12 protein-coding genes are annotated in these 14,380 nt (G+C 59.9%); 11 read left to right on the forward strand and 1 reads right to left on the reverse strand.

What is annotated here, in order from left to right:
• Position 1 precedes the first annotated feature (1 nt).
• Entirely contained in the window at positions 2–1,549 is a 1,548-nt protein-coding gene (locus tag JFT87_RS19030; protein ID WP_201205268.1) for an ABC transporter permease, read from the forward strand.
• On the forward strand, positions 1,546–2,598 hold the full coding sequence (locus JFT87_RS19035; RefSeq protein WP_201203706.1) for an ABC transporter ATP-binding protein: 1,053 nt from the start codon (positions 1,546–1,548) through the stop codon (positions 2,596–2,598). Before JFT87_RS19030 ends, JFT87_RS19035 begins: the two co-directional genes overlap by 4 nt.
• Positions 2,599–2,604: 6 nt before the next feature.
• Here JFT87_RS19035 and JFT87_RS19040 read toward each other — a convergent pair whose 3' ends face one another.
• The gene (locus JFT87_RS19040; protein ID WP_416195271.1) at positions 2,605–3,543 is read right to left on the reverse strand and encodes a site-specific integrase; all 939 of its coding nucleotides are present in this window, start codon (positions 3,541–3,543) and stop codon (positions 2,605–2,607) included.
• A 385-nt stretch (positions 3,544–3,928) separates the two neighbouring features.
• Between JFT87_RS19040 and arnB the strand changes: the two genes are divergently transcribed.
• From arnB to JFT87_RS19085, 9 genes are read left to right on the forward strand one after another with little or no spacing between them, the layout of a single operon-like run.
• Complete coding sequence (gene arnB, locus JFT87_RS19045; RefSeq protein WP_201203708.1) at positions 3,929–5,077, forward strand: UDP-4-amino-4-deoxy-L-arabinose aminotransferase; 1,149 nt, start codon at positions 3,929–3,931, stop codon at positions 5,075–5,077.
• Positions 5,074–6,093 (forward strand): undecaprenyl-phosphate 4-deoxy-4-formamido-L-arabinose transferase, encoded by a 1,020-nt coding sequence (gene arnC, locus JFT87_RS19050; protein WP_201203710.1) that lies wholly within the window; start codon positions 5,074–5,076, stop codon positions 6,091–6,093. Before arnB ends, arnC begins: the two co-directional genes overlap by 4 nt.
• A complete protein-coding gene (gene arnA / locus JFT87_RS19055; RefSeq protein ID WP_201203712.1) occupies positions 6,090–8,081 on the forward strand; it encodes a bifunctional UDP-4-amino-4-deoxy-L-arabinose formyltransferase/UDP-glucuronic acid oxidase ArnA in 1,992 nt (663 codons plus the stop codon). Before arnC ends, arnA begins: the two co-directional genes overlap by 4 nt.
• Positions 8,081–8,965 carry a 4-deoxy-4-formamido-L-arabinose-phosphoundecaprenol deformylase gene (gene arnD, locus JFT87_RS19060; RefSeq protein WP_201203714.1) on the forward strand — a complete coding sequence of 295 codons (885 nt, stop codon included), beginning with the start codon at positions 8,081–8,083 and terminating at the stop codon, positions 8,963–8,965. The genes arnA and arnD overlap by 1 nt, the downstream gene beginning before the upstream one ends.
• Positions 8,962–10,611, forward strand: a complete 1,650-nt coding sequence (gene arnT / locus JFT87_RS19065) for a lipid IV(A) 4-amino-4-deoxy-L-arabinosyltransferase (protein ID WP_201203715.1) — start codon at positions 8,962–8,964, stop codon at positions 10,609–10,611. The genes arnD and arnT overlap by 4 nt, the downstream gene beginning before the upstream one ends.
• On the forward strand, positions 10,608–10,952 hold the full coding sequence (gene arnE, locus JFT87_RS19070) for a 4-amino-4-deoxy-L-arabinose-phosphoundecaprenol flippase subunit ArnE (RefSeq protein ID WP_201203716.1): 345 nt from the start codon (positions 10,608–10,610) through the stop codon (positions 10,950–10,952). Before arnT ends, arnE begins: the two co-directional genes overlap by 4 nt.
• The gene (gene arnF / locus JFT87_RS19075; RefSeq protein WP_201203717.1) at positions 10,949–11,362 is read left to right on the forward strand and encodes a 4-amino-4-deoxy-L-arabinose-phosphoundecaprenol flippase subunit ArnF; all 414 of its coding nucleotides are present in this window, start codon (positions 10,949–10,951) and stop codon (positions 11,360–11,362) included. Before arnE ends, arnF begins: the two co-directional genes overlap by 4 nt.
• A complete protein-coding gene (locus JFT87_RS19080; RefSeq protein ID WP_201203719.1) occupies positions 11,359–12,732 on the forward strand; it encodes a UDP-glucose dehydrogenase family protein in 1,374 nt (457 codons plus the stop codon). The genes arnF and JFT87_RS19080 overlap by 4 nt, the downstream gene beginning before the upstream one ends.
• Positions 12,705–14,327 carry an ArnT family glycosyltransferase gene (locus tag JFT87_RS19085; protein WP_201203728.1) on the forward strand — a complete coding sequence of 541 codons (1,623 nt, stop codon included), beginning with the start codon at positions 12,705–12,707 and terminating at the stop codon, positions 14,325–14,327. Before JFT87_RS19080 ends, JFT87_RS19085 begins: the two co-directional genes overlap by 28 nt.
• The last annotated feature ends 53 nt before the right edge of the window (positions 14,328–14,380 follow it).

The raw sequence follows: 14,380 nt of genomic DNA on the forward strand, positions 1-14,380 counted from the left end.
CCTGCCCCGCAGCGCCCGCTCCCTCACAGGGCGCGGGCGCTCGTGGGTGGTGGCGTTGGCGATCAGCGTTTCACTGTTGTCGCTGCTGCCGATCGCATTTGTGATCGGTGTGTCGTGGGCCACCGGCTGGCCGACCATCGAAGCCTTGGTATTTCGCCCGCGGGTCGCAGAGTTGCTGATCAACACCGTGCTGTTGGTGCTGTTCACCCTGCCCCTGTGCATCGTGCTCGGCACTACACTGGCCTGGTTAACCGAACGCACCAACCTGCCCGGCCGGCGCTGGTGGTCATTACTGGCCGTGGCGCCGCTGGCGGTGCCGGCGTTCGTCCACAGTTATGCATGGGTCAGTCTGATTCCCTCGATTCACGGTTTGCCGGCCGGTGTGCTGGTGTCGGTGATCGCCTATTTTCCGTTTCTCTATCTGCCGATTGCGGCGACCTTGCGGCGTCTCGATCCGGCCATCGAGGATGTCGCCGAATCCCTTGGCCTGAAGCCCTGGGCGGTGTTTTTCCGGGTGGTGTTGCCACAGTTGCGCCTGGCCATCTGTGGCGGTGCGCTGCTGGTGGGGTTACATCTGCTGGCCGAATACGGCCTCTACGCGATGATTCGCTTCGACACCTTCACCACGGCGATTTTCGATCAGTTCAAATCGACCTTCAACGGCCCGGCCGCGAACATGCTCGCCGGTGTATTAGCGTTGTGTTGTCTGGCGATGCTCACCGTCGAGTCCGCCGCCCGTGGCAAGGCACGGTATGCCCGCGTCGGCTCTGGCAGCGCTCGCGAACAACGCACCGTGCTGTTAGGCAAAGGCACCGTCGCCCTCGGCCTGAGCCTGCAAACCCTGACCTGTCTACTGGCCCTCGGCGTGCCGTTGCTGACGCTCGGCCGCTGGCTGATCGCTGGTGGCCTCGACGTCTGGGAAGGTGGCGAGCTCTTGCCTGCGTTGCTGCAAACCCTGTCGTTCGGCGTGGCTGGCGCGTTGTTGACCAGCCTGGCGGCGATCCCGATTGCCTGGTTGTCGATCCGCTCGCCGGGCCGTCTGCAACGAGTATTGGAAAGCTGCAACTACATCACCAGTTCGTTGCCCGGCATTGTGGTTGCCCTGGCCTTGGTGACGGTGACGATTCACTTTGCCCGGCCGATCTACCAGACCACCATCACCGTGCTGCTGGCTTATCTGCTGATGTTTCTGCCCCGGGCACTGGTGAGTTTGCGTGCCGGCATCGCTCAGGCACCGGTGGAACTGGAGAACATGGCCCGCAGCCTCGGTCGATCCCCCGGCCGGGCTCTTTGGCTGATCACCTTGCGCCTCGCGGCTCCGGGTGCTGCTGCCGGCGCCGCGCTGGTGTTCCTGGCGATCACCAACGAGTTGACCGCCACCCTGCTGTTGGCACCGAACGGCACACGCACCCTGGCCACCGGATTCTGGGCCATGACCAGTGAAATCGACTACGCGGCGGCAGCGCCCTACGCGTTGATCATGATCTTGCTGTCGTTGCCACTGACCGGCCTTCTTTATCACCAATCCAAACGCACGGCTGGCCGATGAACGCCCTCGAACTGAACTCGATCCACAAATCCTTTGGCACTCAGCGCGCCCTGGAAAACATCAACCTGTCGGTGCCAACTGGTAGTCGAACGGTGATCGTCGGGCCGTCCGGTTCAGGCAAAACCACCTTGCTGCGGATGATTGCCGGCTTCGAATTTCCGGACTCGGGCAGCCTCTCGCTCAACGGCCAGATACTGGTCGACGGCACGCATTCGGTACCGGCGCACCAGCGTTTGATCGGTTATGTTCCCCAGGACGGCGCCTTGTTCCCGCACATGACCGTCGCCGCCAACATCGGTTTCGGCCTGGCGGACAAGGGCCCGACCCGGCAGGATCGTATCGCCGAACTGATGGACAGCGTCGCCCTGGATTCGAACATGGCCAAGCGTTGGCCCCATGAACTGTCTGGCGGTCAGCAACAACGGGTTGCCCTGGCCAGGGCATTGGCCCAGCAGCCACGACTGATGCTGCTGGATGAACCATTCTCGGCGCTCGACACCGGGTTGCGCGCAGCCATGCGCAAAATGGTCGCCCGCCTACTCGCAGATGCCGGCGTGACCACCATTCTGGTGACCCACGATCAAAGCGAAGCGTTGTCGTTTGCTGATCAGTTGGCGGTGATGCGTCAGGGCCGGCTGGTGCAATCAGGCCATCCGATGGATTTGTACCGCTACCCGGACGACGAGCAAACCGCGCTGTTTCTCGGCGATGCGGTGGTCATGCCTGCGCGGATCGAGGCCGGCTGGGCCCATTGCGACCTTGGCCGTATTCCGGTCAATAGCCCGGACCGCAACGGCTCGGCGCAGATCATGCTTCGACCCGAGCAATTACAGATCAACAGCTCGCCAACAGATTCCCTTGGCTGTCCTGGCGTGGTCACCGATCGCGACTTCGGTGGCAACACCTGCACTTTGACGGTGGAGTTGCTGCCTGGTAAATCCGAGCCGGGCCGATCATTACTGGTTCGCAGCTCCGGCATGCACGCCCCGCCGGCTGGCAGTGCCGTTCATGTCACAACGCTCGGTAATGCCCATGTGCTGACTGGCTGACATCGCTCACAGGTCAAAGCGGTCCACCGCCCGGCGGCGCTCATTGTCATCGCGCACGTCATAGTTGGCGGTGGTCTGGATATTGCTGTGGTGGGCCAGTTTCTGGGCTATCGACAGATCGTGCTCTTCGATCACTCGGGTGATGAATGAGCGCCGGAAGTCGTGGGGCATGATCTTCACCCCGACCTGGGCGCCGCGCTGCCTGGCGATGTAATAGATCGCATGTTTGGTGATGCGCTCGCGGGTAATGTGGCTGCCGCGGCGGATGCGGTTGAACAGGAATGGATCGTCCTCCTGGCCTTCCCCTAATTGCGAACGGCGTAACTCCAGCCACGCCTCCAGTTTGGCGAACGCCCAGGCCGGCGCGTACTTGATCAACTGTTTGTTGCCCTTGGCGGTGACCCGCAAGCTGCGCTCGGTGAAATCCACTTGGTTCAGGTCCAGGTTCACCGACTCCGATTTGCGCATCCCCGAACCATACAGCACCGCAATGATCGCCGCGTCCCGCAGCCCTTGTGGCCGCGGATCGGCGGCACAGACCTCCATTAGTTCTTTGATCAGCGAGCGCTTGAGGTTGCGCCCTTGGGCGAGCCGCGTGCCGGCAATGCCTTTGACTGAGCGCATTTTCAGTAAGTGCTCCTGGCTGATCAGGCTCATGCGCCAGGCTTCGTTCATGACCCCGCGCACCGCGTTCACATACAGCGAAGACGTATTAGGCGCGTAACCATCAGTGCGCAAAGCAGCCACTAACGCCACGACGTCCTCAGGCTGGAGTTCGTGCCAGGGAATTTCCTCTATGTTCATGTCTTCAAAACCCAGTCGATCCGCCGCGTCTTGCAAAACATACCGCATGGTTAGTTGACTGGACTGCGCAAGGCGGGTCAGATATAGGGCCAGCGGGTTGGCTTTGGTAGCTATGGAGTCGGTAGCAGATAAGTCAATCAAACGAAAAAACCTTGAATGAAAACGGTTCAACACAACAACTAATGAGTTTTACTACTTGCTGTAAGGGGTTGCGCTCCGAACGCAAGCCACTGATAAGGCGCGATAAACGGTAGAAGTCTGAACTTTGGCTGTCTGAACTTCAGAAAAACGATTCACCGACCGGTTTTTCATGTCCCTTTCACATTTTCGCGCTTAATCTGAACGGATCGGATAGCCATCGATTCTCAATTCCAACCTGACGAGCAAGGAGCCGAAAGTCAACCACGTAATTTGTCACATTTCCGCGGTAACTAATTGATGCAGCTTTCGTTTTAGCGTCTACGCTTTGAGTGGATCCAAACTTTCACAGCTGAAATTCCGTTGACGCTTCAGACCCGAGGTCCCCATGAGTCAGGCTTTTCTCCCCTTCTCTCGCCCCAGTATCGGCGATGAAGAAATTGCGGCCGTCGAGCAAGTATTACGCTCCGGCTGGATCACAACCGGGCCAAAAAACCAGGCACTGGAAGAACACTTCGCCAACTACGTCGGTTGCAAGCATGCCGTGGCATTGTCGTCCGCTACCGGTGGCATGCACATCACCTTGCTGGCCCTGGGCATCGGTCCCGGGGATGAAGTCATTACCCCGTCCCAGACGTGGGTGTCCACCGCCAACATGATCTGCCTGTTGGGGGCAACACCGGTTTTTGTCGATGTCGATCGCGACACCCTGATGACCGACCTGCAAAGCATTGAAGCGGCGATCACGCCCCGTACCAAGGCGATCATTCCGGTGCATTACGCCGGCGCGGCGTTCGACCTCGATCCGCTCTATGCCCTGGCTGACAAGCACGGGATCGCCGTCATCGAAGACGCGGCCCACGCGGCCGGCACTTTCTACAAAGGTCGTCACGTCGGTTCCCAAGGCACGGCGATCTTCTCGTTCCACGCGATCAAGAACATGACCTGCGCCGAAGGCGCGATGTTCGTCACCGACGATGAAGCCCTCGCCACTCGTGTGCGTATGCTCAAGTTCCACGGTCTGGGCGTTGACGCCTACGATCGACTGACCGGCGGGCGCAAGCCGCAGGCCCAGGTTATCGAGCCAGGCTTCAAGTACAACCTGGCCGACATCAATGCCGCCATCGCCCTGGTGCAACTGGAGCGACTGGACGAAATCAACGCCAAACGCACGCAACTGGCCCAGACCTACTTGCAGCGCCTGGAAGGCCTGCCCGTGCAGCCGTTGACCATTCCGACGTATCCGCAACAACACGCCTGGCACCTGTTCATTCTGCGTATCGACGCCGAACGTTGCGGGCTGGATCGTGAAGCGTTCATGAAGGCTTTGCAGGAACAAAATATCGGAACAGGCATTCACTTTATTGCCACGCACCTGCACACCTATTATCGTCAACGTTTCCCGGACATCTATCTGCCCAATACCGAATGGAACTCGGCGCGGCTGTGTTCGATTCCCTTGTTCCCCGACATGACCACCGACGACGTTGATCGCGTTGTTGGTGCCATCGAAAACATTATGGACAGAAGCCTTTGAGACCTTATCCAATCAACTGCGTGTCGATCGTTATTCCGGTCTACAACGAAGAAGAAAGCCTGCCCGAATTGTTGCGTCGCACCGAAGCAGCCTGCGCGCAACTGACCCACGAGTACGAAATCGTGCTGGTGGACGACGGCAGTCGCGACAATTCGGCGCAACTGCTCGAAGATGCTGCCAATCGTCAAGGCAGCCACGTCGTGGCGGTCATTCTCAACCGCAACTACGGTCAGCACGCGGCGATCATGGCCGGTTTCGAACAGTGCAAGGGCGATGTGGTCATCACCCTCGACGCTGACCTGCAGAACCCGCCCGAAGAAATCCCGCGACTGGTGGCCCAGGCCGAACTCGGTTATGACGTGGTCGCCACCGTGCGCAACAACCGTCAGGACTCGGCCTTGCGCCGCTGGCCATCGAAGTTGATCAACCTGGCCGTGCAACGTTCCACCGGCGTGGCCATGAGCGACTACGGCTGCATGCTGCGTGCTTACCGCCGCACCATCGTCGACGCAATGCTCGCCTGCCGCGAACGCAGCACCTTCATTCCAATCCTTGCCAACAGTTTCGCCCGGCACACCACGGAAATCCTGGTGACCCACGCCGAACGTGAACACGGCGAATCCAAGTACAGCCCGATGCGTCTGGTCAACTTGATGTTCGACCTGATCACCTGCATGACCACCACCCCTCTACGTCTGCTCAGCATCGTCGGCTTCTGCATGGCGGGCCTTGGCGTACTGTTTGCCATTGCGCTGATCGTCTTGCGCCTGGCCTTCGGCTCTGGTTGGGCTGGCGGCGGTACCTTCGTGCTGTTCGCCGTGCTGTTCGTCTTCACCGGCGGCCAATTCATCGGCATGGGCCTTCTGGGTGAATACCTGGGCCGCATGTACAGCGATGTTCGGGCGCGTCCACGGTTCTTCATCGAGAAGGTCCTGCGTAACGAACCCGCTTCCCCTGCTCCCGTTGTTACCGTTGACGGTCTCACTTCCACTTCTTCAGATCAGGTTCACTCATGAGCGCAAAAGCTGTTGTCTTCGCCTACCACGATATCGGCTGTGCCGGCATTGAAGCCCTGTTAAACGCAGGTTTTGAAATCGGCGCGGTATTCACCCACGCCGATGATCCGAAGGAAAACGCCTTCTACGGCTCCGTTGCGCAACTGTGCGCTCGCAAAGGCATCCCGGTTCATGCGCCGGAAGATGTCAACCACCCGCTGTGGATCGAGCGCATCGCCAAGCTCAACCCTGAGTACATTTTCTCTTTCTACTACCGCAATCTGCTGAGCGAGCCACTGCTGGCCACCGCCAGCAAAGGCGCGTTCAACCTGCACGGCTCGCTGCTGCCAACCTACCGTGGTCGCGCACCGGCCAACTGGGTGCTGGTCAACGGCGAAACCGAAACCGGCGTGACCCTGCACCGCATGGTCAAACGTGCCGATGCTGGCGCAATCATCGCTCAGCACAAGGTCGCCATCGACCGTGCCGATACCGCCCTGAGCCTGCATGGCAAACTGCGCGAAGCCGCCGCTTCCCTGCTGCGTGACACCCTGCCAGCCCTGCTGCAAGGCAAAGTCACCGAGACCGCCCAGGACGAATCCAAAGCTACCGTGTTTGGTCGCCGCACTCCGGCCGACGGCAAACTGGTCTGGAAGAAACCGGCTGAAGAGCTGTTCAACCTGGTTCGCGCTGTTACTCAGCCATACCCGGGCGCGTTCTGCGCAGTGGGCGAGCACAAACTGATTGTCTGGAGCGCTGAAGTCGCCAAGGGCAACGAAGGTCAAGCACCTGGCCGTGTAATCAGTGTTGATCCGCTGCGCATCGCTTGCGGCGAAGACTCGCTGGTCATCACTTCCGGTCAGCGTAACGATAACGGCCTGTACCTCAGCGGCCCGCAACTGGCTGCTGAACTGGGCCTGGTAGACGGTTCAGTATTGCGCGGTGCCGAATCCGGCCGTGCTCCACGTCGTACTCGCGTACTGATCCTGGGCGTCAACGGCTTCATCGGTAACCACTTGTCCGAGCGCCTGCTGCGTGACGACAAGTACGACGTCTACGGCCTGGACATCGGTTCCGACGCCATCGAGCGCCTGCGCAGCCACCCGAACTTCCACTTCGTGGAAGGCGATATCAGCATTCACTCCGAGTGGATCGAATATCACATCAAGAAGTGCGACGTGGTCCTGCCGCTGGTAGCCATCGCAACGCCAATCGAATACACCCGCAACCCGCTGCGCGTATTCGAACTGGACTTCGAAGAGAACCTGAAACTGGTTCGCTACTGCGTCAAGTACAACAAGCGCGTGATTTTCCCGTCGACCTCCGAAGTCTATGGCATGTGCCAGGACAAGAACTTCGACGAAGACACCTCGAACCTGATCGTTGGTCCGATCAACAAGCAGCGCTGGATCTACTCGGTCTCCAAGCAACTGCTGGACCGCGTGATCTGGGCTTACGGCGCCAAGGGCCTGAACTTCACCCTGTTCCGTCCATTCAACTGGATGGGCCCGCGTCTGGACCGTCTGGATTCGGCCCGTATCGGCAGCTCCCGTGCCATCACCCAGTTGATCCTGAACCTGGTGGAAGGTACTCCGATCCGTCTGTTCGACGGTGGCGAGCAGAAGCGCTGCTTCACTGACATCGCTGACGGCATCGAAGCCCTGGCACGCATCGTCGACAACGAAAACGACGCGTGCAACGGTCAGATCATCAACATCGGCAACCCGGAAAACGAAGCCAGCATCCGTCAGTTGGGCGAAGAGCTGCTGCGTCAGTTCGAAGCGCACCCACTGCGTGCCAACTTCCCTCCGTTCGCCGGTTTCCGCGACGTGGAAAGCAAGGCGTTCTACGGTGCCGGTTACCAGGACGTGGAACACCGCAAGCCAAGCATTGCCAACGCCAAGCGCCTGCTGGACTGGGAGCCTACCGTTGAAATGAGCGAAACCATCGGCAACACGCTGGACTTCTTCCTGCGCGAAGCCATGCTCGAAATCGCGGACAAGCGCTAATGCAGGCAGGCCTTCGTATCGATGTCGACACCTACCGAGGCACCCGTGAAGGGGTGCCCCGGTTGCTGGAAATGCTCGATGAGGCTCAGGTCAAGGCGACGTTTTTCTTCAGCGTCGGGCCGGACAACATGGGGCGCCACTTGTGGCGCCTCATCCGCCCACAATTCCTCTGGAAGATGCTGCGTTCCAACGCCGCCGGCCTGTATGGCTGGGATATTTTGCTGGCCGGCACTGCCTGGCCAGGCAAACCCATTGGTCGCGACCTCGGGCACCTGATGCGTCAGGCCCGGGACGCCGGTCATGAAGTCGGCCTGCACGCCTGGGATCACCATGGCTGGCAAGCCAACGCCGGGCGCTGGAGCGATGCGCAATTGATCGAGCAGATTCGCCGGGGCGTTGATTGCCTCAGCGATATCCTCGGGCAAAAAGTCGACTGCTCGGCTTCTGCCGGTTGGCGGGCTGACGAGCGTGTGATCGAAGCCAAGCAAGGTTTCGGCTTTCGCTATAACAGCGATTGCCGGGGCCAGAGCCTGTTCCAGCCGACATTGGCCGATGGCCGCCTCGGTGCGCCACAAATCCCGGTGGACCTGCCTACCTTTGACGAGGTGGTCGGTCCGACCGTGGTTGCCAAAGATTTCAACGCTTTCATCCTGGACCGCTTTACCCCCGAAAAACTGAACGTCTACACGATCCATGCCGAGGTAGAAGGGATTCTGATGGCCAACGATTTTCGTCAGCTGCTGGCCGATGCACGCCAGCGCGACATTCATTTCCAACCCTTGGGCGACTTGTTGCCCGAGTCACTCGCTACCCTGCCGGCCGGCCGCGTAGTTCGCGGCGCCCTTGAAGGCCGTGAAGGCTGGCTGGGAGTGCAAGGCGCATGAGTAAACGCTGGGCATTACCGGTGTTGCTGGTCGTTATGCTGCTTGCCTATCTGTTGCCGTTGGGTACCCACGGTTTGTGGATTCCCGACGAAACCCGCTACGCCCAGATCAGCCAGGACATGCTCCTGAGCGGCAACTGGGTGTCGCCGCATTTCATGGGCTTGCGCTACTTTGAAAAACCGGTGGCTGGCTACTGGATGATTGCCATCGGCCAGTCGTTGTTTGGCCACAATCTGTTCGGCGTACGTTTCGCCTCAGCCCTGACCACCGGGCTGAGCGTGTTGCTGTGCTATTTGATCGCCCGACGCCTGTGGAACGACCCGCGCAAAAGTTTTGCCTGCGCTTTGCTGTACATGAGTTTCACCGTCATCGCCGGCCAGGCCGGTTATGCCAACCTCGATCCGCAATTCACCTTCTGGGTCAACGCAAGCCTGGTTGCCCTGTGGTTTGCACTGGACAGCAAGAGCCGTGGTCAGCGCCTGTTGGGCTGGGCCGCGTTGGGGCTGGCCTGCGGCATGGGGTTCATGACCAAGGGTTTTTTGGCCTGGCTGCTGCCGGTGCTGATCGCCTTGCCGTGGATGATCTGGCAAAAACGCTGGCGTGAACTGCTGGTCTACGGCCCGGTTGCTGTGGTCGTGGCCATCGTAATCAGCCTGCCGTGGGTCTTGGCCGTGCACTCTCAGGAGCCCGACTTCTGGCGGTTCTTCTTCTGGCACGAACACATTCAGCGCTTCGCTGGCGAAGACGCCCAGCATGACGCGCCTTGGTGGTATTACCTGCCGCTGCTGGTCGCGTTCAGCCTGCCTTGGGCGGTGTTGCTGCCAACGGCGTTGAAACAAGCCTGGCAGAGCCGTCGCCAGGCGAGCATCGGCTTTCTATTGTTGTGGATGGTTATGCCGCTGATTTTCTTCAGCCTGAGCAAGGGCAAATTGCCGGCCTACATCCTGCCCTGCCTGTTGCCCTTGGCGCTGTTGCTCGGCAACGCGCTGGCGGACCGTTTGAAGCTTGAACAAGGTCGGGCGCTGGGAATCAACGGTTTGCTGAACCTGGTGATGGGCGTCGTCGTATTGCTCGCGCTGGTCTACGTGCAACTGAAGAAGCCGGTGTACGAACTTGAGCTGCATCATCTGATTCTGGTGTTTATCGCGCTGATCGGCTGGATCATGGCCAATTTGCTGCAAGCCTTCCGGCCCCTGCAATGCTGGGCAGCACCGGCGTTTGGCAGTCTCATCCTGATCGGACTGATACCCGCAGGACTGCCCAACTCGGTGGTCTCCAACAAGATGCCTGACCAGTTCATCCTCGAACACGTTCAGGAACTGGGTCAGACCGGCCAACTGCTGAGCAATGATCTGGGCGCAGCGGCAGCACTGTCCTGGCGCCTGGGACGTCCACAAGTGGCGCTGTACAACACGGTCGGCGAGCTTAAATACGGCCTGGACTTTCCTGACACCGGCAATCGACGGATCACCACGGATCAGGTGCAACAGTGGATGCAAGAAGCTCGCAAGACCGGTTCGGTCGGCGTGGTCATGCGGGTCAAGGGTGACGACGAACTGCAAGAACTCGAATTGCTGCCTAAAGATGGCAAGCGCTATGAGCAAGGCAATCTGGTGATTCTGATCATCCCTCAGGATGCGTCATGAGCCTGATTCTGTTGCTGACCGCGTGCCTGCTGACCTGCCTGGGCCAGGTGGCCCAGAAGTACGCAGTGGAAAGCTGGCGCGGTAAAACGACCGGCTTGGGCGAGAAACTTCGCTCGCCGTGGCTGTGGCTGGCGTTGTTCTCGCTCGGTTTTGGCCTTCTGGTCTGGCTGCTGGTGTTGCAGCGCCTGGAAGTCGGTGTCGCCTATCCGATGCTCAGCCTCAATTTCGTACTCATTACCCTGGTCGCCCGCTTCGTCTTTCACGAAACCGTCGACCGTCGCCATTGGCTGGGCGTCGTACTGGTAATCGGTGGCGTGGTTTTGCTGGGGCAACAAACATGAACCTGCGCCGTGGAATTACCTTTGCCCTGGGCAGCGTCATGTTGGCCAGCGCCGCCCAGCTTGGCATGCGCTGGAGCATGAGCCGCCTGCCGCACCCCGATCAATGGCTGACAGCTCTGAGCAATGGCAGCGTCGACCTGACCGCCATCGGCGTGGTGCTGGCGGCGATCCTTGCCTACGCGCTGTCGATGCTCAGTTGGCTGCTCGCCCTGCGGGACGTGCCACTGGGACGGGCCTATTCACTGCTCAGCATCAGCTATGCGCTGGTGTACCTGCTGGCCGCTAGTCTGCCGGCATTTAACGAACATTTCAGTCTTGCAAAAAGCCTCGGGGTGGCCCTTGTCATCCTCGGGGTCATCACCATCAACTCTCGACCTGCTCGCGCACCTGTTCTTAGGAATGCCCCATGAAAATCAGTGTATTTGGTAGTGGTTACGTTGGCCTCGTTCAGGCTGCCGTTCTGGCCGAAGTCGGCCACGATGTGATCTGCATGGACATCGATGCCAAAAAGGTGGAATTGCTCAAGCAAGGCCATGTCAGCATTTTTGAACCGGGGCTGGCCAGTCTGGTCAAGGAAAGCCTGGAGGCCAAGCGCCTGCAGTTCACCACCGATGAAAAACTTGCCGTGCAACATGGCGAAGTGTTGTTCATCGCCGTTGGTACACCGTCCAGTGAAGACGGTTCGGCAGACCTGAGCTACGTGTTGTCGGTCGGTGATGCGGTAGCCCGCCACCGCGTGCAGCCAGTGATCCTGGTGGAAAAATCCACCGTTCCGGTTGGCACCGGCGACACCCTGCGCGCACATATCCTGGGCAAACTGGACGGCCGCGAACTGGAGTTCGATATCGTCTCCAACCCGGAATTCCTCAAGGAAGGCACCGCCGTTGCCGACTGCCGCCGTCCGGACCGCATCATCGTCGGCTGCGAGCGTGACGAAGTACGTGAAGTGATGCGCGAGCTCTACGCGCCGTTCAACCGCAACCATGACCGCATCATGTTCATGGACCTGCGCAGCGCCGAGCTGACCAAGTACGCCGCCAACTGCATGCTGGCGACGAAAATCAGCTTCATCAACCAGATCGCCGAGCTGGCCGAGCACCTGGGTTGCGACATCGAATCCGTGCGTCTGGGCATCGGTGCCGATCAGCGCATCGGCTATCACTTCATCTATCCGGGCTGCGGTTACGGCGGTTCGTGCTTCCCGAAAGACATGCGCGCACTGATTCACAGCGCCGAGGAAGCGAACTGCTCCAGCGACCTGCTGCAAGCGGTGGAAGCAATCAACGAGCGCCAGAAACACAAGCTGTTCGAGCGCGTCAATGCGTTCTACAAGGGTGATCTGGCTGGCAAGACCTTCGCCTTGTGGGGCCTGGCGTTCAAGCCGAACACCGATGACATGCGCGACGCACCTAGCCGCGTACTGATGGAGTCGCTGTGGGCGGCGGGCGCCAATGTACGCGCGTTCGACCCGGAAGCGATGCAGGAAACCCAGCATTTGTATCCGCACGAATCGAAGCTGGCGCTCATGGGCACACCGGAATCGGTACTGACCGGCGCCGATGCGCTGATCATCTGCACCGAGTGGCAACAATTCAAGGCGCCGGATTTCGACCTGATCCGTGAGCGCCTCGCAGCACCAGTGATTTTCGATGGCCGCAACCTGTATGACGCAGAGCGCCTGGCGCGCAGCGGCTTCCTGTACTTCCCGATGGGTCGCGGTGAATCTCGCAAACTGCCGATTACGCTGCAACAATGGCCGCACGCGTCCGACGTCGCTTGATCACGTTATCGCCTGACATTCGCCGGCAGTCCCTGATCGCAGGGCTGCTGGCGTTTTTATTGTTCATGGCCGGGGTCTACGGGCAGGCCCCTATCGGTTTCGATTCACGCTTTGTGCTGTTCGCGCAGGAAATGCTGCGCCACGGGCCAACGGTGTTTCCGAGCACTTATGGACAGCCGTATGCCGATTACTCGGCGTTGTCGACGTTGTTTATCTGGCTGCTGTCATTGCCGTTCGGGGCCGTCAATGCGTTCACCGCATGGGCACCGAGCGCCATCGCCGGCGCGCTGATCGTGACGTTGATGTATCGGCTGTTGGCACCGTATTCGCGGCGCTGGGCGCTGATCAGCATCGCGCTGTTGCTGCTCACCAGCACGTTCCTCACCGAAGTCCGCGCGGTGTCGCAGGACTTGATGCTCGCAGCGGTCGCATTCGCGGTGTTCTATCTGGGCTATGCCCACGATCACTTTGCGGGCGGACGCCGTGGGTGGTTGATCTTCGTGTTGCTGTTGCTCGGTTTCGGCATTCGCGGACCCATTGGTCTGGTGGTGCCGACCGGCATGCTGTGCAGTTATTACTTGCTCAATCGACAGTGGCCGCGATTGCTGGTGTTTGGCGTGCTGGCGTCGGTGTTACTCGCGGCATGCGTCGGGCTGTTGTTGTGGCTGGCGCAACTGAGCGGTGGTCCAGCCTTCATGCAGGATGTCATTCGCATGCAGTTCATGGGGCGCATGGATGGCAGTGAGGGCGCCAGCGATTCGCTGTATTACTTCACCAGTTCAATGGGCAACTATGCGCTGGCCTATCCATTGGGCTTGTTGGCGCTGGCCGCCATTTGCCTGACCACACCACGCGAAGCCGGGCCGCAACTGCGCCTGGTGCTGTACTGCGCGGCCGCCGGGTTGATCGTGATGGTCGGCCTGTCGATTCCCCTGGCGAAAAAAGCCCGTTACGTGCTGCCGATGCTGCCAATGGCAGCGATCATCGCGGCGTATCCGTTTCAGGTTCTCCACGGTTGGGTGTTCCGTTGGCTGCGCGGTTTGATGTTGGCGGTGTGGCTGCTGACACCGGGGTTACTGCTGGTGGCTCTGCTGGTCGCGCGGCGTCGGTTCCCCGAGCAATTGACCGACATCACGCTGATTTTGCTGGTGCTCGGCGTGCTGCAACTGGCGGCGCTCTCGCGGTTGTTGATCCCGCGTTGGCGTGCCGAAGTGCTGGCGCTGTGTTCGGTGCTGGCGTTATGGACGGTGTATGCGGCGGTGTTCGAACCTGTGGAACAGCGCCTCTATAACACGCAGACTTTCAGCCGCGCCGCCTTCGCGCAGGTTATCCAAAACCCTGCGCCGTTGGTGCTGCACGGTATGGGCAAGGACGCGAAAGCGATCAAATTCATGGTCAACATCGAGCAGGATCTGCAACCGCAGTTCACCGACTCGGTGCAGCAACTGGAAGCCCTCAAGGGCCCGACGTGGCTGATGATGGATCGTAACGACTTCCAGGCCTTGAAAGGTACGCCACTGGAAACCCTGCAACCGCTGGTGAGCGGCCGTTTCGATAAAAACGACTACGTATTGCTGTACGTGAAACCCTTGTAGCAGCTGTCGCAGGCTGCGATCCTTTGGCTTTTGATCGTTCCCACGCTCTGCAT

Origin of the sequence: Pseudomonas sp. TH15 (genome assembly GCF_016651105.1) — a bacterium.
In the GTDB taxonomy this organism is placed as follows: domain Bacteria; phylum Pseudomonadota; class Gammaproteobacteria; order Pseudomonadales; family Pseudomonadaceae; genus Aquipseudomonas.

Excerpts from the sequence above, each read along its gene's own strand:
- arnT (WP_201203715.1), top strand. The coding sequence starts at position 8,962 with ATGAGTAAACGCTGGGCATTACCGGTGTTGCTGGTCGTTATGCTGCTT.
- arnD (WP_201203714.1), top strand. The coding sequence starts at position 8,081 with ATGCAGGCAGGCCTTCGTATCGATGTCGACACCTACCGAGGCACCCGT.
- arnE (WP_201203716.1), top strand. The coding sequence starts at position 10,608 with ATGAGCCTGATTCTGTTGCTGACCGCGTGCCTGCTGACCTGCCTGGGC.
- JFT87_RS19080 (WP_201203719.1), top strand. The coding sequence starts at position 11,359 with ATGAAAATCAGTGTATTTGGTAGTGGTTACGTTGGCCTCGTTCAGGCT.
- JFT87_RS19035 (WP_201203706.1), top strand. The coding sequence starts at position 1,546 with ATGAACGCCCTCGAACTGAACTCGATCCACAAATCCTTTGGCACTCAG.
- JFT87_RS19085 (WP_201203728.1), top strand. The coding sequence starts at position 12,705 with ATGGCCGCACGCGTCCGACGTCGCTTGATCACGTTATCGCCTGACATT.
- arnF (WP_201203717.1), top strand. The coding sequence starts at position 10,949 with ATGAACCTGCGCCGTGGAATTACCTTTGCCCTGGGCAGCGTCATGTTG.
- arnA (WP_201203712.1), top strand. The coding sequence starts at position 6,090 with ATGAGCGCAAAAGCTGTTGTCTTCGCCTACCACGATATCGGCTGTGCC.
- arnB (WP_201203708.1), top strand. The coding sequence starts at position 3,929 with ATGAGTCAGGCTTTTCTCCCCTTCTCTCGCCCCAGTATCGGCGATGAA.